The sequence below is a fragment of the Thiomicrorhabdus arctica DSM 13458 genome, assembly GCF_000381085.1.
Lineage (GTDB): Bacteria > Pseudomonadota > Gammaproteobacteria > Thiomicrospirales > Thiomicrospiraceae > Thiomicrorhabdus > Thiomicrorhabdus arctica.
Genome location: NZ_KB905899.1, coordinates 932955 through 951281, shown reverse-complemented (window position 1 = coordinate 951281; position 18327 = coordinate 932955). Strand labels below are relative to the sequence as shown.

The window sequence follows — 18327 nt, the reverse complement described above, 5'->3', positions numbered from 1 at the left end:
ATGCAAGAAGTGATTACCCTCTACAACCAGAATAGGTTGGAAATAGAGAAGTTGTTAATTGAAACTATTCGCACTAATGGTCATATCGCGCAATCTGGCTTGCCTGAAATAAAGCAGTTATTTGCTATTTTCCCAAGTCTAGAGCTGATCTATATTGCAGATCAGTCTTATAATCAAACCTCCCCAAATATTAAAAGAAGTTCTATTGATGAAAGTTCAATCGGTAAAAATAGAACGTATTTAATCTCTAAGGTTGAAGCCAGAGATGAAAATGTGGCGATTAGTACGCCTTATATTAGTTCCGCTACAGGTGAGCCCTGTGTCACTCTGATGTATTCCATAGGAGATCAATACTTTTTCTTTGATTTTAATATAACCATTTTATTGACATTATTTGGTGTGCTGGAACGCCACAGTATATTTAATCGAGTGACCAAGTATTTTTACTTGGCTATTGGCGTTTCATTAATGTTTTTCTCTTTAATGTCGATTGGTTATGCCTTTTATGATTACTTGTCATCTCAATTATTGGCGCCTGAAAATTACAGTCTAGAAAGTGTTTTTAAACCAATTATTGCATTGACAATGGGGTTGGCTATTTTTGATTTGGCTAAGACATTGTTAGAACGAGAGGTGTTTTTTAAGGCCTACTCTGATAAGAAAGATGAAAGCAGGTTGCTGCTTAAGTTTTTAACGGCGATTATTATCGCGCTCTCTATCGAAGCCTTGATGGTGGTCTTTAAGATTGCATTGGATGATCCAAGTCAAATGATTTATGCACTTTATCTGATTATTGGCGTGTCTTTAATTATTTTATCACTTTCGGTTTACAGTAAGTTTGTAATTAGTGAGAAATAATACTAAGCAATTGATGCAGTTTACAACACAGGTATTGGATGAATAACGATGAATGTTAGACCGCAAGGCATTATAGAGAGTCAACTTGTTAAGTCGAAACTAAATGTAATGGAAATGGAGGGAAAAGAACTCTATTCCGTCTTTCAACCAATTTATAGCTTTTCTAACCAAGCTTGTATTGGCGCTGAGGCATTGGTGCGTGGACGATCAGAGAAAACAGGGTTTCAAGTATCTGTTAATGAGTGCTTACGTGTCCCTAATGAACTTACAAATGCTGAATTTAGCCAACGATTGAATACACTTCATTTACGCAACTGGCAAACCTCCAAAATACCGAACAGCTGGTTGTTCTTAAATTTAGATTTCCAGGGGGGTGACGAACCTAAGTGACATTTGCCTGGGCGATTTAATTACAAAGTTTAAGATGCAGGGTTATGAAGTCGTCATTGAAGTCGTTGAAAGTGAAATTAGTGATGAGGTTTTATTTGAAGAGATTATTTTGGTTCTTAGAAAATTAGGGTGTCTTATTGCATTAGATGATTTTGGTGCCGGGCACTCTAATGTAGATCGAATTTGGAAGGCACAACCGGATATCGTGAAGCTTGATAGGGGTGTTTTATTAGAAGCAACCAAGAGTTTACGTAGTCAAAGTGTTTTACGTAATCTCACAAAACTGATTAAAGAAGCTGGCAGTGTCTGTTTATTAGAAGGCATCGAAACTAAAGAACAAGCCTTATTAGCGATGGATGTTGGGGTGGACTTAGTGCAAGGATTTTATTTTGCTAGACCCTGTAAAACGTTTGACAAGCTTCTTGAAGGCCAGGAGCTAGTGAAGGATGTCATTGAGTCTTATCCTGACTATCTTCGAGAAAAAGCGTTTGTTCGAGGAATACAAAGAAAAGGTTATGAAGCATTTTTTGCCAGTCTAGAAGGCCTCCACAGTCAGGAAATTCTTGAGGAAGAAATGGCCAAAATAGGGCTATTGTCTTTTGTAAAACGCAATTTTGTGTTGGACGAATGTGGTTATCAAATTAGCGATGAAGACAGTTCTGATGAAATCATTGGCCGTCTAGAAGTGTTCCGAAAAGGCAAGGGGTTGTGTTGGAAAAATCGCCAATATTTCGTCAAAGCAATGCAACAGCCTGACCAAATTTATGTTTCAAAGCCTTATCGATCGTTGATTGATATGCAATTGTGTTTAACCATTTCAAAAGTTGTGCGGGCGAACGGTGTGATCGTTGTAGTGTGTTTTGATATGGCTTATCACGATAAATCTACGGAATCTGTACAGATTACTGTCTAAGCATAAAGTTAAAGGAAGTCACTAGTCATGGAAAATATGGAAATGGATATTCAAAGTTTGGGTTCAATTGTGTCTAAAACAGACTTAAATGGCCTTATTATAGAAGTGAATGATGCTTTTGAGGCAGCCTGTGGTTATACCAAAAATGAATTGATTGGACAGCCTCACAACATTATTTGTCACACTGATGTTCCAAAAGAGTTATTTAAAGATTTGTGGAAAACTTTGCAAGCCGGAAAGCCTTGGGTCCAAGTGGTCAAAAATAAGCGTAAAGATGGCGGTTATTATTGGGTTGAAGTAAATGCAACACCCATATTAGAAGATGGTTCTGTGGTGGGGTATTTATCTGTTAGTCGAGCGATAAGTTCACAAGCTAAAGTCTTAACGACACAATGGTATAAAGAAATACAGCGAGGTCAAAAATCGATCTCAAATGGTTATTCTATAAACCGCTTGCAAAAAGTTTGCTTGTTCAACCATTTTCACCCAATTAATCTCATGCTATTGATGATTGGGTTATTAGGAAGTTTTGCGGTATTAATTCAAGCAGGCCTGGTGAGTTTGCCCGTTGAGTGGGTCGCAATTGTTGCTGTGGGTTTTTATGGTTATGCTTGGGCAGGTAAAAAATACGTTTTTAACCGTCTAGGTAAGGCTAAAGTGTTAATGGATAATATGCGACAAGGGGATTTTACCGGCCAGGTGAATTTTTATGGTAAACATTCATTAAGTAAATTGGTTTCTGCAGTAAAAATGATGCAGGTGCAATTGGGCGCTATGTATGACGATTCGCAATCAAAATTGAATCGAAGTACTCGTCTAAAATCTGCACTAGACAGTGCTTCTGCGAATGTCATGATGGTTGATAAAGCGGGTGTGGTTATTTATTTAAATAATGAATTACAATCGCTGTTTTTTGGACAAGAGAGGACTTTTCCAAGTTGTTGCACTGATTTTTCAATCGAAAATGTTGTGGGTGCCCAATTACTCGAAATTTTTGATAAAGCCTGCTTTAGGGAATTAAATAACATGCAAAGTTTTGAAGAAACATTTGGAGAGTTAACCGTTTACCTAAAAGTTAAACCGGTCGTTAACGAGATGGGTGAACAGATAGGAACCGTCATAGAATGGCAAGATTTGACTCAGCAAAGAAGTATTGAGAGCAATTTGCGGTCGACGCTAGAACTTGCTTCTATTGGACACACGGATTTACATATAGAAACAGAAAATTTAAGTGGATTCTTCTTAGACACTTCAAACAACATAAATTCATTATTGGCAGAATTTAATGCCATTATTGAAAACACCGTTTTTGTCATGACAAAACTGGCAACCGGAGATTTACGTGGCAGGGTAGATAAGGATCTACAGGGGTCTTTAGCGGCGATGAAAGGGGCAACCAATGTCTCATTAGATAATTTGAGTGTCATTGTTTGGTATATAAAACAGGCAACAGATACCGTAAGAACAGCCGCCGATAAATCGTCTAATACTGCTTTGGACTTGTCTGATAGAACCCAGCAAGCAGCGGCTAGCCTAGAGCAAATCAATGCGTCAATGCAAATGGTACACGGTTTACAAAAAGAGAATACAACTGAACTGAATGCTGTCCACGGTTTAACAAGCCGTACTATTTCAGAAAACAATAATGCAAAACTTGCCTTGGGTGCGACCGTCAATGCGATTGAAGAAATTCAAGAAACGTCTATGAAAATTGCAAATATAATCAGTATTATTGACGGCATTGCATTTCAAACAAATTTACTGGCCTTGAACGCTGCGGTGGAAGCTGCAAGAGCCGGTGAGCATGGCCGTGGTTTTGCCGTGGTTGCTGGAGAGGTACGTTCACTTGCACAAAAGTCTGCTGATGCTGCTAAAGACATTAAAAAACTCATTGATGCATCTGTCATTAAGGTAAAAGAAGGCGTGGATAAAGTTCAGGAGACAAACCAAGCTTTCGAAGTGGTTAATGAAAGCGTTACACATATCGGCTCAGCACTGAGTTCGGTCGTATTGTCAATTGGTGAACAACAACATTCGGTAACAGAAATTGCTCAAGCCATTAGTCATTTAGATCAAAATATTCAAAGTAATGCGGCTTTGGTTGAAGAAACGTCCGCCGCTGCGGAATCTTTAAAACAACAAGCCGTGCTGTTGAACGGTGAAACCAGTAAGTTCCAAATAGATGACAGTAAGGCACAGGATTTAACCCAGGTGACACCACCTTTGCATGGGATTCGCATGTCGGATGTAAGGCAGTCTATGCGCATCTGGCGTACGAACATTCAATCCTATTTGAATGGTATAAATGTGGTTGTGGATATGGAGGCTGCAGTAGATCCTCTCAAGTCTGGCGTAGGGAAAGTCTTAGGGAGCTTGATACAATCAGATTCTTCAATTCAGGCTTTGCCTGAGTTTATTAAAGCCCAAGAGTTACATCAGAGGCAGCACAAATTGGTGCAGGATATTATTTTAATAAAAGAATCGAAGAGTTCAATGACTTTTGATATGTTAAAAGAAAAAGATAGTTTGCTTGATGCCTTTGTGACGATTACCAATGAATTGGATGCTGCTTTGAATAAGCTTAACCAGTCGGCTAGTAAAAAAGTTGTTCTACTTGCCGCTTAAGCATTTGGTTTTAATAAATACTTATACTTATTTAAGTGTTAAGCTTGAGAAGTTTCAAAAACCTTTATACACTGTGCAAACATAGAGTACTCATTTTGGGTATTTGTACGTCTTTTAGACGGTTGTTCAGCTAGAAAAATAGTCAAAATTAGAGGGTAATACCATGCAAAGAATTTCAAATACAAAGGTTACACGCTTAGTTTCTTACGCGTTACTAAGCGGTGCAGTCGTATTAAGTACGGGCTGTTCCAGTGATACAGATGAAGCGTCATCGGCTAACAAAGCCACAACACAACAAAGTGCTATGGATGTGAAACAGCCTACCGTTGTTGAAGCACCAAAACCCGCACTTCAGCCGGCTCCTAAACCAGCACCTCTGCTTGCTCCTAAACCTGCTCCAGCCCCAGTTGTCGAAAAACAAGCTGAAATGGCTAAAGAAGTTGCTGCTGCACCCAATGGTGAAAAAATCTATGCAACTTGTGTCGGTTGTCATGGTGCTAAAGCGGAAGGTGGACTTGGACCGCGTTTAAATAATCAAAAACCTGAAGACATTGTCGCGAAACTTAAGAAATACAAAGCGGGTGAGCAGATGGGACCTATGACAGGTATGATGGCGCCTATGGCGGCTGGTTTGTCAGAGGATGATATGAAAGCGATTGCCGAGTATGTCGTTACATTAAAATAAGTTGATTCGTTTTGGTCAAATAGGGGTTCTAAGGAGGTCTTAAAGATTTCTTTAGAGCCCTTTTTTGTATTTAACAATGCGTTTTGGAGATGCCGTATGACTTATCGCAATCAATCTACCCTCAAATCAAAATCGTTGTCATTCCGTTTGATTTCAACATATATTCAACCGTTATTAGCTCTCTTGTTGATCAGTAGTTTATGGGTGCTTTCAGGCTGTACTGAACAGAATGCAACAACCGAAGAGTTTAAGCTTCCGCAGACATCAAAACTCTTGATAAGCACGATCAACCCTGGCGAGAGGTTGTATGTGACTTGTTTAGGCTGTCATGGTATCAAAGGTGACGGTGGTATTGGTCCACGGATTAACAACCAAAGTAAAGAAGAGTTGGTCACCAAGCTTAACCTTTATAAGAGTGGAGAGCCACGAGGTGTTAATGCCAGCGTCATGATTTCAATGGCAGGTGTTCTTAGTGAACAAGGCATTGACCAAGTCTCTGAATTTATCACTACGTTAAAATAATAACATCCTTTTGAAGTCGTGGTTCTCACGGCTTATCGACTGCGGCTTTCTTGTATTTCCCCCAGTTTTGACTCGATTTTACATAGAGCTCTTCAACTTTCGTTCTCGCCCAAGGCGTTTTTCTTAAGAAGGTCAGGCTTGATTTAATACTTGGATCACTTTTAAAGCAGTTAATGGGAATTAACGAGGCGAGTTTTTCCCAACCATAATGTTCTTCAAGGCTTGTCACAATCTCTTTTAAAGAGATACCATGTAAAGGGTCTTTTGGATGAACTCTGTCTTGAGCTGTGATGGTTAATTTCGCTTTTTCTGTTGTGTTATTCATACTGTATTTAGGTCCGCATCTGCTTGAGTGAGATTTGAGGTTATTCTAGTCTATTTTTAACTTCTATCCATTGTGACATATATTGTGTGCTTTTATGGTGATGGTGGTTTAGCATCGCGCCAATAAAGTTGGCCGTTCGGTGCGTAGTGATGTCTGTCATTAATTCATTGATTTTATCTAATAGAAGTTGTGATCTTGTTGGGGTTTGTAAATAGCGATCAGTCACGATTTTATAACCTTGTTTTTGAGCCTTTTGCCACACTGCAGCATCCTGGTATAACCTTACAGCTTGTTCTGCAAATTCATGTGGTTGGTTGGCAATCGCACCTCCCCAGGCTTCTGAGTTTATTATTTGCATCGATTCACAGCCAATGGAAGTCGTGACATTAGGCGTTCCGCAAAGCATTGCTTCAGCAAGCTTGCCTTTGATCCCAGCTCCGAAACGTAAAGGGGCTAAACACACCCTGGCTTGAGAGAGGACATCAAATGCATTTTCAGCCCATCCCATGACGTGAAATCCTTGTTTAGGATTATGCAATTGGGTTGCTTTCTTGCTGGGGTATGCTCCATAAATATGCAGTTCAGCTCGTGGAAGTTGTTGACGAATTAGAGGCCATATTTCTTGTTTTAACCATAGAACGGCATCCCAGTTAGGCTCGTGTCTAAAATTGCCTATGGCTATGAAATGTTGACGCATTTCGAATGCTTTGAGTGCACTTGTCGGTAGCTTTTCATATTGAAATGGCAGATAAATTAGCTGACGAATAGGCACTTGAAACTGCTGTTGCAGCAGGTCCATCTCAAATTCAGAGATCATCAAGGTTAAGTCACAGCGAAAGATGGCGGCAATTTCTCGTTTGGTGAGATCCGAGGTGGCCATCTTCTCGAAAAGGCGCTGCGCATCGTGCAATGGCACCTTTTGTAAATCAGTTATGTCAGGCTGGGTATTGAGATAATCCTTAATAAGCTGTTGACGAACCGCTCTTAGACTGTGTAAATCTTCCGTATTGAGAATTCGGACTGCGTGAGGTGCTTGTTTTTCAATACGCCAGCCAAATTGTTCCTCCATCATGAAGCGATCAAAAATCACCAGGCCTGGTTGAAGTTGTTGAATAAACAGATCAAAGCTTTCATTATTCAACTCAATTAATTGTTCATTAATCCCTAGGCTCAATAAGTCAGCTTTATGCTCTCCGAGATTGCAAGGGCTGGCAAAAGTGATAGACCAGCCTTGTTTTAGAAAAAAATGTATCAACTGCATCATGTGCGTGCCTGCCGCAGATGAATTAGGCTCAGGCCAGACATAGCCAATGATTAGGAGTGTTTTTGAAGACGTTTTAGAAGACATGGTGCTCAGTTTAAATGTGTAGGGATTTGAATAAAGATATTTTAATGGCTTCAATCAGAGCTGGTAACTATTCTGTAAACTATTTTATCAACAAGTTGCAAACAAAATGTGGTTGCATTTTGAATGGTATGGTAATGTCTGTACTGAATAAGTATATTCAAGACTTTTAACCGTGATCTTTACAGGTTAAGTTAATTGGGCGTTAAATAAAAAATAGGATAAACATAATGAAAAAGCAATTATTAATGACGCTTGGAGCGCTTTTAATCAGTTCTGTCTCTTTGAATGCACAAGCTGGTTGGTGGAGTGATACTTGGGGTGAGACTAAAGATGCCGCTTCCTCTGTTTGGAACTCCGTGACCGATGGTGCAAAAGATGTGAAAGAAGAAGTAACAGAGTCAAGCGAAGAGCCGATAGACGATATAAAAAAATTAGGCGATAAAGAAACCTATAAAGAAGCCTGGAAAGATGTAAAAGAGAGTGCGAAACATCCTTCAAAGCCTAATGTTGATGAGAATGGTATACCACAACAATAGAGTGGCTTTATAAATTCTAGCCGTTCGTTAGAACTCAGAGGAAGAAAAAATGCAGAAAATAATGTGGGTATCACTGAGCCTGCTGTTAAGTACCTCTTTTTTGACGGGGTGCGATAAAGTCGCCAACAGCGCAAAAAACCTTCAATCCGATTGGGTGGGTTTAGAGAGAACTGTTGAGTTATACAGTTGCATGACAGGTAAGTTGATTAAAGTATATCAGGGTGATGTGAGAATCAACCCGGAAGATTCTGACGGGACTTCTATCTTGATTGATGGCAAAAAAGTTCATACTAATTTATGTTTCGTGATTGCTGAAATTGGCGTTAAAGAAGAGGCTTTTCCTGGACAGTCAATTAAACAGTAATGTTAGGTGATTTATTTGGGCCTCTGAGTAGAGGCGACAATGTAAGAAAATCACCTGTGGTCGGCTGATTTTTGATATGATTCTTTCATTCTTAACGTAGAGCGAACAGTAATAATGAAGATGGTTGAATTCAAAGGGTCCTTTATGCAAACCTCGGCTAAAACATCCTTGTTAGCAATCAGTTTAACGTTGTTAGCGGGATGCTCTAGTGTAACCGGTGGTTTGGATGCGGTGGGTCAAGGTGTCGTCAGTTTAAGCGATAAGTTGCAATCTATGACAAGCGACGTTCAGGTTAAAAAAATAGATGATGATAACTTTAAGTTGTCAGAGCTATTTTATGAGCCAGTTGGCAGTTTGGATAGTCTTGCTATGCGCGCTAAAGCCAGAGAATCTTGTCCTAAAGGCTATACTTACCAGTCCCGTCAAGCTAAGAAGGCGGGGGAATTTGCCTATTCACATGAGCAATGTGTTGGTGGAAATGGTTGTGGTTATACTTTAGAGTGGAACATAAAGTGTGAAGATGTTCCTTATGAACCGTTCACCCTCTTTGGAAAAACCCAAAGTTAAATGCTCTGTCTTGCAATAAAATTAGACTGGATTAAAGTCTGTCAACAAAAGCCACATTATTCATAATGTGGCTTTTTTGTATTTGAATTTAAAGTATGTACCGGTAAAGAGAAGAGAAGGTCTTGGTCTATGGTTATAAAGCATTATATTTGGTTGTTTAGTATCGTTGTGTTTTCTATTTGGCAATCGACGCAGATCGCCTTTTGGCCCGTTGCATGGCATTCATTATTGAGCTATTCACTTTATATCGTTGTGGCAATTGGCATTTTTATTAGTTTGTGGTTAAACCGAATTCAGCCTTTTCTCGTGTTAATGTCGATTGGTTTGCTTAACGGCTTATTGACGTATTTCGCAGCGCCTTCAGAGATGAATTTATCGAGCGCCGTTTTGTTTCCTATTTTGGCTTTTCTACTACCGCTGAATTTATTGCTTTGGATTTTATTGCCTGAAAAAGGGATTTACAATAAACGTTTTGATATCGCTGTTTTATCGGTGTTTATTGTTCAAGGTATAGCTATTTATTGGTTAATGACGGATTTGTCTCTCCAGTGGGTTGAACCATTAAGTTTACGTGTTATTGAAGGTTCTCAAGTCATTCAGTTGCCGTTTGCGAGCAGTTTAATGTTTTTATTGGCCGGTTTTGTACTGTCTTTTAAATTACGTTATCACCGTTTTAAAGTTTTATATCATGCCGTTGTGGTCATCTTGCTGTTGATGGCTTATGGGCTAAATGCCTTTTTCCAGCCGGGCATGTTGGCTTGGTTTTCAATGATTTCTGCGACCATTATTATCTTCTCAGTTATTTTCGACTCGCATCATATTGCGTATACGGATGAGTTAACTGGAATTATGGGACGCCGTGCGCTTTATGAAACCTTTTTAGGTTTAGGTCGAAAATACAGCATTGCAATGGTCGATATCGACCACTTCAAAAGTTTTAATGATACCTACGGGCATGACATCGGCGATGAAGTCTTGCGTACCGTGGCCTCAATTCTTAACACCGTTTCAGGCGGTAGGGCTTATCGGTATGGAGGAGAAGAGTTCGCCTTAGTCTTTGCAGGTAAAACGGCGGCAGAATCCTTGCCTGAACTAGAACGTTTACGCGCAGCCATCGCCGCAGAAAGTTTAGAATTTATCGCGAATGGCAAACCAGTGCAAACTCAAGTGAAGATCAGTATTGGTCTTGCCGAAAATGACAAAATCTATAAAGTGCCGGAGGCCGTTTTGAAGTTTGCAGATGAAGGTTTGTATAAAGCTAAGAAAACAGGACGGAATAAAGTTGTTGAAAGTCTTTCTCCCCCCAATAAGGTGAATAGTCGTTCACCCAGAGCGACGGCAAAAGCCATTAAAGCAAATAATAGTAAGGCCCCGAGTAAAATTTCATAATTTAAGACTATTTTTAGATAGAAGAAATAAGGAAAACATCATGGCCATAAAAAGTCCTTTGCCAATTGTTCAAGAGCGCAGTGACATTGAGATTGAGTTTCAATTAGCGTTGGTCGATAAAACCATTGTAGAAGAGACGTCAGAGGGTGAAACGCTAAGATTTACACTGGGCGATGGCACCTTTTTGAATCGTATTGAAGAGATGTTAGTGGGTTTAGAGTTAGGGACAACAGCGAAGTTTACACTAGGGGCAGAACGTGCTTTTGGTTTGTCTGACCCCAATAACGTTCAAACCATGTTATGCAGTGAGTTTCCAGCAGAGATTGATTTGAATCCAGGACATGTCATTGGCTTCAAAACCCCAACGGGAGAAGAAATTCCAGGGACAGTGCATGAAGTTGATGGCAATTCTGTGATCATCGATTTTAATCACCCCTTAGCGGATGCTACGGTGGTGTTTACGGCAACGATTAAAGCCATCCATAATAACGGCGGTTAAAGCGTGCTGATAGAACGCCTAAAACACGGACTAAGTTGTTTAATCTTCCGTCGTTGTCGTGTTTTTTTGATGATGAAATTTGTGCATATGGCCTTCACTGCAAAAGGTGTCTTTGCCATCATAATAAGCCTCAGATTGCGGAAGGTGGATGTCGCATAGGGCGCAACGTACCATTGCTTCAGTTGTGTTTTCTGCCAGACTGCCTTTTTTATCCTCTGCTAATTTTTTATTGTGTTCACGGATTTGAATGACTCGATTCAGAATAAATCGAATAATAAAGAAGATTAAAACTACAAATAGTAAAAAGACAATGGCTCTCATGGGGGGCTCGCGAGTAATGGTTCGGAATTGTTAATGCAATCATTGTCTAAAAATCATACAATAAAAGCAATTTTTATCTTTTAAATTATCTTAAAAATCCTGCTGAAAATAGATCAGAAATGTTTTAAGCAGTGGACGTTGGAGACGTTTCTTTACATGAATTTACATGAATATCAGTCTAAAGCCCTTTTTGCCGAATATGGCATTGGCATTCCTAAAGGCCGTTTAATCACCGAACTCGATCAACTTGATGACGTACTGGATTCCATCGACAGTAAGGGCTGGGTCGTAAAGGCTCAAATTCATGCGGGCGCACGAGGTAAAGCCGGTGGCGTAAAGTTGGTGACGAGTCGTGAAGAAGCGCATCAAGTTTCTGCGAAATTGCTGGGCAGTGCTTTAGCCACAATGCAAACCGCGGGTAAGGAACTGCCGATTAACAGCTTGTTAATCGAGGAAACGCTTGCGATTGAAGAAGAGCTTTATCTGAGTTTAGTCGTTGATCGGGTCACTCGCACCCATACTTTTGTGATCTCTGCCGCCGGCGGAATGGATATTGAAGCGGTCGCAGAAGCCACACCTGAAAAAATATTATCGGTGCATATTGATCCGACGGTAGGGGTGATGCCTTATCAGTGTCGTGAAATCGGTTTTGCACTGGGCCTCACTGGTACAGCCTTCAAACAGTTGGGTCAATTGATGAAACAATTTTACCAATTGACGTTGGATAAAGATGTATCACAGCTTGAAATCAATCCGTTAGTACGTACTGCAGACAATGAACTGATTGCTTTGGATGCCAAGGTCAGTATTGATTCAAGCGCACTTTACAGACAACCAGGCCTGGTTGAATTACGTGACTTCACTCAGGAAGACGAGCGTGAAGCGAAAGCTTCTGAACATGAGTTAAATTATATCGCTTTAGATGGCGATATTGGGTGCATGGTCAATGGGGCAGGTTTGGCGATGGCGACCATGGATTTAATCAAGCTTAATGGTGGTGAACCCGCTAACTTTTTAGATGTGGGGGGAGGGGCAACTCCAGAACGTGTTTCTGAAGCTTTTAAATTGATTTTGTCTTCCTCAGAGGTAAAGTCTATTCTGGTGAATATTTTTGGCGGCATTGTGCGTTGTGATCTTATCGCAGAAGGGATTATTCAGGCCGTTCAAGAAGTGGGTTTGACGATTCCAGTGGTTGTGCGTTTAGAAGGCACCAATGTGGAGCTAGGGCGTGAAATACTCGCCAAAAGTGGTTTGAGTATTATTACCGCAGATGGATTGGCCGATGCGGCTATTAAAGTCGTCGAAGCAGCAAGGAAATAACAGAATGAGCATTTTAATTGAGAACAACACCAAAGTCATCTGCCAAGGATTTACTGGAAAACAAGGCTCATTCCACTCTGAGCAGGCGATTGCTTATGGCACCAATATGGTCGGCGGCGTCACACCTGGTAAAGGTGGGCAAACTCATTTAGGTCTACCGGTTTTCAATACGGTTAAAGAGGCAGTTGAATTAGCGGGTGCGCAAGCATCGATGATTTATGTACCTCCGGCTTTTGCAGCAGACTCTATCATTGAAGCCATTTCGGCCGGTATTAAAGTCATTACCTGTATTACTGAAGGCATTCCGGTTGCGGATATGTTGAAAGTGCGTGCAGTACTGGAAAAATCTGATGCCTATCTCATTGGTCCTAATTGTCCTGGTTTGATTACGCCTGGAGACAATGGCACGGGTTGTAAAATTGGAATTATGCCTGGGCACATTCACCTACCTGGAAAGATAGGAGTCGTTTCTCGCTCTGGAACCTTGACGTATGAAGCCGTTCATCAAACCACCCAAAATGGCTTAGGTCAGTCAACTTGTGTAGGTATCGGTGGTGATCCTATTCAGGGCATGAATTTTATTGATTGTTTAAGGTTATTCCAGGCAGATCCTTTAACCGAAGGTATTATTATGGTGGGCGAGATTGGTGGACAAGCTGAAGAAGACGCCGCCGAATTCATTAAAGCGCATGTGACTAAACCGGTAGTTGCCTATATCGCTGGCGTTACCGCACCTGCTGGTAAACGCATGGGACATGCAGGTGCCATCGTGAGTGGCGGAAAAGGCACTGCGGAAGCTAAGTTTGCCGCTTTAGAATCTGCCAACGTTACGATCGTACGTTCGCCTGCCGAACTGGGTGATGCAATGCTCAAGGCGCTTTCCGTTTAAGATCATTTAAAACGATAAAACAACCAGTCCATAACGTTAAATGGGTTGGTGTATGCAATACACCCAATAGAGATAACTCCTATATGACACAGACTGTAACAGTCGTTATGGCTCAGATTGATCCGATTGTCGGTGATATTTCTGGCAATGTAAAACGTATCATCGATGCGGCTCGCCAGGCTAAAAAGCTCCATTCAGCGGATATCGTGGTTTTTCCGGAAATGACCATCACGGGCTATCCACCAGAGGATTTATTGCTCAGAAACGGACTTTACCCTCAAATTCATCAAGCGTTATCTCAAATTGGTGAACAGGTATTGGATGTAGTTTGTGTGATTGGGTATCCGATGATGGATGAGTTGGGTGAACGCTTTAATATGGCTGCGTGGATAGAAGGCGGTATTATCCAGGCCAGCTATATGAAACAACATTTACCCAATTACAGTGTATTTGATGAACAACGTTATTTTAGTGTCGGTCATCAACCTTGCGTCATGGAATATAATGGGATTCGTTTCGGTTTGCTGATTTGTGAAGATATTTGGAAAATTTCACCGAGTACACAAGCGAAAGAAGCGGGCGCGGATGTTATTCTGACATTGAATGCTTCGCCTTTCTCTGCGGAAAAACATCAGGATCGTTTAGAGACCGTATTGCGCCGCATTGAGGAAATTAAAAAACCGATTATTTATGTCAATCAAGTGGGCGGTCAAGATGAGTTGGTGTTTGATGGTGGATCATTTGCCATCAATGCCGAAGGTGACGTCTGTGTGCAAAGTCCTGAGTTTAAAGTCTGTTTATCGCCAGTACAGTTCATTAAACAAGACGACTCTGTGGTGATGCTCACTGGAGAGAAAGCCGATATATTTGAAGGTGAAGCGCGTATTTATCAGGCTTTAATCATGGGCGTTAAAGACTATGTGTCTAAAAATGGTTTTTCAGGCATTTTATTAGGTTTGTCAGGCGGAATCGATTCCGCTTTAACCCTTGCTATTGCTGTCGATGCATTGGGCGCAGAGAATGTCGAAGCTGTGATGATGCCGTTCCGGTACACGGCAGATATCAGTAAAGAGGATGCGGAGCAACAAGCGCAAATGATGGGGGTGAATTTCCAATCCATCCCAATTGAAGGCAGTTATCTGGCTTTAGAATCGGCATTAGCCGAAACCTTTGCTGGCCTGGAAGACGATTTAACCGAAGAAAATTTACAAGCGCGCATTCGTGGCACCATTTTAATGGCCATTTCCAATAAAACTGGAAAAATGGTGTTGGCGACCAGCAATAAAAGTGAGGTCGCAGTAGGGTATTCAACGTTGTATGGTGATATGGTCGGCGGATTCTCTCCCTTAAAAGATGTCCCTAAAACCTTAGTATATCGTTTGGCGGAATATCGCAATCGCGTCTCTTTGGTGATTCCAGAAAGAGTGATTACCCGACCACCTTCCGCTGAGTTGCGTCCTGATCAGGTCGATCAAGACTCTTTACCAGAGTATGAGGTATTGGATAGCATTATTGACGCGTTCGTCAATCAGGATAAGACACCTGAACAGATCGTTGATATGGGCTATCCTGAATATGATGTGCGTCGCGTCATTAATATGATCAACCGCAATGAATACAAGCGTCGTCAAGCCGCGCCGGGTATTAAAATAACCCATCGTGCTTTCGGGCGAGATCGTCGCTATCCAATTACCAGTCTTTATAAAGAATAGATCGAGTTAAGCGTTTGAGTGAAGAGTACTCATAGGTGGTTAAAACACCGCCATAAAAAAAGCCTCGTCTAAAACGAGGCTTTTACTTTAAGTGAATAATGAACTAATCCTTAGTCAAATAGACTGCCAACGCTATCACTTACCTTAGACCACCAGCTTTTATCCTCTGGTTTATCTTCTGGTTTATGTTCGGATTTATCTTCCGGTATGCTTACCTCTTTTGAAGGCATGACATTTGTGACTTCGAGATCACGATTTAATTCATAAACGCGTTTAACATCTGCCAGATTTTCAGTCATTCCAAGCTTTTCATAAGCCTGCTCTAACATGGCGAGCGACTCTAAAGTCACCGCGGCTCGTGGATAATGTTCGACGATATATTGAGCACGATTCGCCGCGGCCAAATAAGCTTGCTTATTGAAGTAATATTGTGCAACTTGAAGTTCGTGACGTGCCATTTGATTACGTAATACAATTAAACGCTTACTGGCCGATGCAACATAACGGCTTTCAGGAAATTTGTTAAGCAGCTCGCTGTAATAGCGAAAAGCTCTTAAGGTTGACTTACTGTCACGAGAAGCGGGGTCGGTTAGATATTTATCTAACCAACTACGATTAATTGAATCAGCAGCCACGGCTCTTAAATAGTAAGCATACGCAATTTCAGGGTGTTTTGGAAAGAGACGAATAAATTCTTCTAATTCACGAATAGCAGATTCTGGTTCATCATAACGATAATAAGCATAAGCTAATTCGGTATAGGACTGTTCAGCATAGGCGCCATAAGGGTAAAAAGACTTAAGCTTTTCATAGCTTTGAATTGCAGTATCCCATTGACCCTCTTGAAAAGCTTCAGTGGCAATTTGATAAAATTCTTCAACCGACTTTTCAGAATCGGGCTTTTCAATCAGATTGGATAGGGTTGAACAGCCCTGCAAAGTCAAGGTTGCAAGTAACAGAGTGGATAGCAGCGTTTTTTTCATATTTTTAGGTACAATAGGCGTTAATAAAATTGATACTGATTGTATCATACTTAAATATTATCAAATCACCTCTCCATTATATAAAATGCGCATTTTCGCTATTTAATAATCGGTCAGCGTAAAAGAGAGCAAGGTCATAAATTGAATAAAGAACTATTAACAGCAACGATCCCCCACAGTGCCCTTGGTGAACGTTTAGATATTGCAATTGTACCTCTTTTTCCTGAGTACTCTCGAAGTCGAATTCAGCAGTGGATTAAAGATGGTAATGTTGTGGTGAATGGTCAGCCCTGGACCAAACCTAAACAGCCCGTTTTAGGGGGCGAAGAGGTCGAATTGGTTGTTGAAATCAATACTGATTTGAATGCTATTGCTCAAGATATTCCCTTAGACATCGTCTATGAAGATGATGCGGTGATGATCATTAATAAACCCGTCGGTTTAGTCGTGCACCCTGGTGCAGGTAATCCAGACGGGACCTTGATGAATGCATTACTTCACCATAACCCAAAGCTACGTGACGTGCCGCGTGCCGGCATTGTTCACCGGTTGGATAAAGACACGTCAGGTTTGATGGTTGTGGCTAAAACCATTCCTGCGCAAACCAACCTAGTCGACCAGTTACAGCGCCATGACGTTGAGCGTATCTATGATGCTGTGGTGGTTGGACAAATGAAAGTTGGCGGTACAGTCGATGCACCTATTGGCCGTAGTGCTAAAGACCGAACTAAAATGGCCATCCGATCTTTTGGTGGCAAAGAGGCGGTTTCACATTACCGAGTCTTAGAACGCTTTAGAGAATACACGCGTATTCGCGTTAAGCTTGAAACCGGACGTACTCATCAAATTCGTGTGCATATGGCTTCTTTAGGGTTTCCATTAGTCGGTGATCAAACTTACGGTAAACGCTTTAAAATTCCTAAAAAAATGATTGAAGAGTTCGTCACATTTTTACGCGGCTTTAAACGCCAAGCGTTACATGCAGGGGCCTTAAGTTTTACGCATCCGGTGACAGGCAAAAAAGTGAAGTGGAAGGTTGAAATGCCGGATGATTTATTCGAGTTGATTGATGTTTTACGTGAAGATGTCGAAGTCTATGAGTCCAGAATGAAAGGCGATGATGGCTTTGACTATGATTACGGCGTTGAAGTCGCTTATGTGACCGATGAAGACATTCCTGAGTAATTAAAAGTTAAGCGCTAGTCAGTGTAGGATAAAAACCATTAATATGCTTATCAAACCTGACTGGCCAGTACCCAGCACGGTTAAATCCATTTATACCACTCGCCAGGGTGGTATGAGCAAAGCCCCTTTTCATTCTTTCAATCTTGCCACCCATGTGGGCGATCTTCTAGAGAATGTCGTTGCTAATCGTCAGCAACTCTTTGACCAGGCCTGTCTGCCGTCTGAACCTATCTGGTTAGATCAGCAACATACGGATATAGCAATACAGCTTGACCAATCCAATCTGAATGCTCAAGTTTCTCATTCGCTTCCACCTCCTATTGCAGATGCGTCTTGGACACAAAATCCAGGCATCGTCTCGGTGGTCATGACAGCGGATTGCTTACCTATTTTAATCACCAATCAAGCGGGCACGATTGTTTCTGCAGTACATGCAGGCTGGAAAGGGTTGGCGAAAGGGATTGTGCGCAAAACGATTCAAAGCTTTCCAACAGACATTCAGCAATGCCCCGAACAGTTGATAGCCTGGATTGGTCCAGCCATCAGTATGCAGCACTTTGAAGTCGGGCAGGATGTCTATGATACCTTTATAGATCAAGACAGCGCTAATTCAAGCTATTTCCACGCTAAACCACGGGATGAAACCCCCTCGAAACCTCTTCCCAAAAAGTATCTGGCAGACCTACCAGGCCTGGTCAAAAAGGAGTTGAATGATTTGGGCGTGTCTCATGTATATGGTGGAGATTTATGCTCTTTTGCTTTAAGCGAGGATTTTTTCTCTTATAGACGCTCTGGTCAGACGGGCAGAATGGCCTGTTTGATCTGGATAGAACCTACTACCAGAAATGGATAGGGTCGTTTATTTTTAGAATGGCCCAATATTCGCATGGCCCAAT

The 18327-nt window shown here is 41.2% G+C and carries 20 protein-coding genes; 16 read left to right on the top strand and 4 right to left on the bottom strand.

Features of this window, described 5'->3' with window-relative positions; genetic code table 11:
- The 6 genes from F612_RS0104420 (at position 1) to F612_RS12905 (ending at position 5993) form a co-directional block, all read left to right on the top strand.
- Positions 1 to 858: a hypothetical protein gene (locus F612_RS0104420; protein WP_019556546.1), complete on the top strand. Its 858-nt coding sequence runs from the start codon at positions 1 to 3 to the stop codon at positions 856 to 858.
- A 48-nt stretch (positions 859 to 906) separates the two neighbouring features.
- The gene (locus F612_RS0104415) at positions 907 to 1248 is read left to right on the top strand and encodes an EAL domain-containing protein (RefSeq protein ID WP_019556545.1); all 342 of its coding nucleotides are present in this window, start codon (positions 907 to 909) and stop codon (positions 1246 to 1248) included.
- Between the two features lie 34 nt (positions 1249 to 1282).
- Positions 1283 to 2161: a sensor domain-containing phosphodiesterase gene (locus F612_RS0104410; protein WP_019556544.1), complete on the top strand. Its 879-nt coding sequence runs from the start codon at positions 1283 to 1285 to the stop codon at positions 2159 to 2161.
- 27 nt (positions 2162 to 2188) lie between these two features.
- Positions 2189 to 4786: a methyl-accepting chemotaxis protein gene (locus F612_RS0104405; RefSeq protein ID WP_019556543.1), complete on the top strand. Its 2598-nt coding sequence runs from the start codon at positions 2189 to 2191 to the stop codon at positions 4784 to 4786.
- A gap of 163 nt (positions 4787 to 4949) precedes the next feature.
- On the top strand, positions 4950 to 5471 hold the full coding sequence (locus F612_RS13325; RefSeq protein WP_019556542.1) for a c-type cytochrome: 522 nt from the start codon (positions 4950 to 4952) through the stop codon (positions 5469 to 5471).
- A gap of 96 nt (positions 5472 to 5567) precedes the next feature.
- The gene (locus F612_RS12905) at positions 5568 to 5993 is read left to right on the top strand and encodes a c-type cytochrome (RefSeq protein WP_019556541.1); all 426 of its coding nucleotides are present in this window, start codon (positions 5568 to 5570) and stop codon (positions 5991 to 5993) included.
- A gap of 25 nt (positions 5994 to 6018) precedes the next feature.
- On the opposite strand, the gene F612_RS12180 is transcribed toward F612_RS12905, so the two are convergent.
- Positions 6019 to 6318, bottom strand: coding sequence for a VF530 family protein (locus tag F612_RS12180; protein WP_019556540.1), 300 nt, complete (start codon positions 6316 to 6318; stop codon positions 6019 to 6021).
- Positions 6319 to 6358: 40 nt separating this feature from the next.
- Positions 6359 to 7666, bottom strand: a complete 1308-nt coding sequence (locus F612_RS0104385) for a glycosyltransferase (protein WP_019556539.1) — start codon at positions 7664 to 7666, stop codon at positions 6359 to 6361.
- 227 nt (positions 7667 to 7893) lie between these two features.
- Here F612_RS0104385 and F612_RS0104380 point away from each other — a divergent pair, with 227 nt between their 5' ends.
- From F612_RS0104380 to F612_RS0104360, 5 genes are all read left to right on the top strand, one after another.
- Positions 7894 to 8202 carry a hypothetical protein gene (locus tag F612_RS0104380; RefSeq protein WP_019556538.1) on the top strand — a complete coding sequence of 103 codons (309 nt, stop codon included), beginning with the start codon at positions 7894 to 7896 and terminating at the stop codon, positions 8200 to 8202.
- 49 nt (positions 8203 to 8251) lie between these two features.
- Positions 8252 to 8566, top strand: a complete 315-nt coding sequence (locus F612_RS0104375) for a hypothetical protein (RefSeq protein ID WP_019556537.1) — start codon at positions 8252 to 8254, stop codon at positions 8564 to 8566.
- Positions 8567 to 8680: 114 nt separating this feature from the next.
- Positions 8681 to 9133 (top strand): hypothetical protein, encoded by a 453-nt coding sequence (locus F612_RS12175; protein WP_157760455.1) that lies wholly within the window; start codon positions 8681 to 8683, stop codon positions 9131 to 9133.
- A 129-nt stretch (positions 9134 to 9262) separates the two neighbouring features.
- Positions 9263 to 10522: a GGDEF domain-containing protein gene (locus tag F612_RS0104365; RefSeq protein ID WP_019556535.1), complete on the top strand. Its 1260-nt coding sequence runs from the start codon at positions 9263 to 9265 to the stop codon at positions 10520 to 10522.
- A 40-nt stretch (positions 10523 to 10562) separates the two neighbouring features.
- Positions 10563 to 11021, top strand: a complete 459-nt coding sequence (locus tag F612_RS0104360; RefSeq protein ID WP_019556534.1) for an FKBP-type peptidyl-prolyl cis-trans isomerase — start codon at positions 10563 to 10565, stop codon at positions 11019 to 11021.
- 39 nt (positions 11022 to 11060) lie between these two features.
- Here the strand turns inward: F612_RS0104360 and F612_RS0104355 are convergent, their stop codons facing one another.
- Positions 11061 to 11342: a PP0621 family protein gene (locus F612_RS0104355; protein ID WP_019556533.1), complete on the bottom strand. Its 282-nt coding sequence runs from the start codon at positions 11340 to 11342 to the stop codon at positions 11061 to 11063.
- 156 nt (positions 11343 to 11498) lie between these two features.
- Between F612_RS0104355 and sucC the strand changes: the two genes are divergently transcribed.
- From sucC to F612_RS0104340, 3 genes are all read left to right on the top strand, one after another.
- Positions 11499 to 12662, top strand: a complete 1164-nt coding sequence (gene sucC / locus F612_RS0104350; protein ID WP_019556532.1) for an ADP-forming succinate--CoA ligase subunit beta — start codon at positions 11499 to 11501, stop codon at positions 12660 to 12662.
- Positions 12663 to 12666: 4 nt separating this feature from the next.
- Entirely contained in the window at positions 12667 to 13551 is an 885-nt protein-coding gene (gene sucD, locus F612_RS0104345) for a succinate--CoA ligase subunit alpha (RefSeq protein WP_019556531.1), read from the top strand.
- A gap of 83 nt (positions 13552 to 13634) precedes the next feature.
- Entirely contained in the window at positions 13635 to 15263 is a 1629-nt protein-coding gene (locus F612_RS0104340; protein WP_019556530.1) for an NAD+ synthase, read from the top strand.
- 110 nt (positions 15264 to 15373) lie between these two features.
- On the opposite strand, the gene F612_RS12170 is transcribed toward F612_RS0104340, so the two are convergent.
- Positions 15374 to 16246 (bottom strand): outer membrane protein assembly factor BamD, encoded by an 873-nt coding sequence (locus tag F612_RS12170; RefSeq protein ID WP_083917327.1) that lies wholly within the window; start codon positions 16244 to 16246, stop codon positions 15374 to 15376.
- Between the two features lie 141 nt (positions 16247 to 16387).
- Here F612_RS12170 and rluD point away from each other — a divergent pair, with 141 nt between their 5' ends.
- Positions 16388 to 17431: a 23S rRNA pseudouridine(1911/1915/1917) synthase RluD gene (rluD, locus tag F612_RS0104330; RefSeq protein ID WP_019556528.1), complete on the top strand. Its 1044-nt coding sequence runs from the start codon at positions 16388 to 16390 to the stop codon at positions 17429 to 17431.
- A 43-nt stretch (positions 17432 to 17474) separates the two neighbouring features.
- Positions 17475 to 18284, top strand: a complete 810-nt coding sequence (gene pgeF, locus F612_RS0104325) for a peptidoglycan editing factor PgeF (protein WP_019556527.1) — start codon at positions 17475 to 17477, stop codon at positions 18282 to 18284.
- Positions 18285 to 18327: the final 43 nt, after the last annotated feature.

Excerpts from the sequence above, each read along its gene's own strand:
- F612_RS0104415 (WP_019556545.1), top strand. The coding sequence starts at position 907 with ATGAATGTTAGACCGCAAGGCATTATAGAGAGTCAACTTGTTAAGTCG.
- F612_RS0104420 (WP_019556546.1), top strand. The coding sequence starts at position 1 with ATGCAAGAAGTGATTACCCTCTACAACCAGAATAGGTTGGAAATAGAG.
- F612_RS0104340 (WP_019556530.1), top strand. The coding sequence starts at position 13,635 with ATGACACAGACTGTAACAGTCGTTATGGCTCAGATTGATCCGATTGTC.
- F612_RS0104375 (WP_019556537.1), top strand. The coding sequence starts at position 8,252 with ATGCAGAAAATAATGTGGGTATCACTGAGCCTGCTGTTAAGTACCTCT.
- F612_RS0104405 (WP_019556543.1), top strand. The coding sequence starts at position 2,189 with ATGGAAAATATGGAAATGGATATTCAAAGTTTGGGTTCAATTGTGTCT.
- F612_RS12905 (WP_019556541.1), top strand. The coding sequence starts at position 5,568 with ATGACTTATCGCAATCAATCTACCCTCAAATCAAAATCGTTGTCATTC.
- F612_RS12175 (WP_157760455.1), top strand. The coding sequence starts at position 8,681 with ATGAAGATGGTTGAATTCAAAGGGTCCTTTATGCAAACCTCGGCTAAA.
- F612_RS0104365 (WP_019556535.1), top strand. The coding sequence starts at position 9,263 with ATGGTTATAAAGCATTATATTTGGTTGTTTAGTATCGTTGTGTTTTCT.
- sucD (WP_019556531.1), top strand. The coding sequence starts at position 12,667 with ATGAGCATTTTAATTGAGAACAACACCAAAGTCATCTGCCAAGGATTT.
- sucC (WP_019556532.1), top strand. The coding sequence starts at position 11,499 with ATGAATTTACATGAATATCAGTCTAAAGCCCTTTTTGCCGAATATGGC.
- F612_RS0104355 (WP_019556533.1), bottom strand. The coding sequence starts at position 11,342 with ATGAGAGCCATTGTCTTTTTACTATTTGTAGTTTTAATCTTCTTTATT.
- F612_RS0104380 (WP_019556538.1), top strand. The coding sequence starts at position 7,894 with ATGAAAAAGCAATTATTAATGACGCTTGGAGCGCTTTTAATCAGTTCT.
- pgeF (WP_019556527.1), top strand. The coding sequence starts at position 17,475 with ATGCTTATCAAACCTGACTGGCCAGTACCCAGCACGGTTAAATCCATT.
- F612_RS13325 (WP_019556542.1), top strand. The coding sequence starts at position 4,950 with ATGCAAAGAATTTCAAATACAAAGGTTACACGCTTAGTTTCTTACGCG.
- F612_RS0104360 (WP_019556534.1), top strand. The coding sequence starts at position 10,563 with ATGGCCATAAAAAGTCCTTTGCCAATTGTTCAAGAGCGCAGTGACATT.
- F612_RS12170 (WP_083917327.1), bottom strand. The coding sequence starts at position 16,246 with ATGAAAAAAACGCTGCTATCCACTCTGTTACTTGCAACCTTGACTTTG.
- F612_RS0104385 (WP_019556539.1), bottom strand. The coding sequence starts at position 7,666 with ATGTCTTCTAAAACGTCTTCAAAAACACTCCTAATCATTGGCTATGTC.
- F612_RS0104410 (WP_019556544.1), top strand. The coding sequence starts at position 1,283 with ATGCAGGGTTATGAAGTCGTCATTGAAGTCGTTGAAAGTGAAATTAGT.
- F612_RS12180 (WP_019556540.1), bottom strand. The coding sequence starts at position 6,318 with ATGAATAACACAACAGAAAAAGCGAAATTAACCATCACAGCTCAAGAC.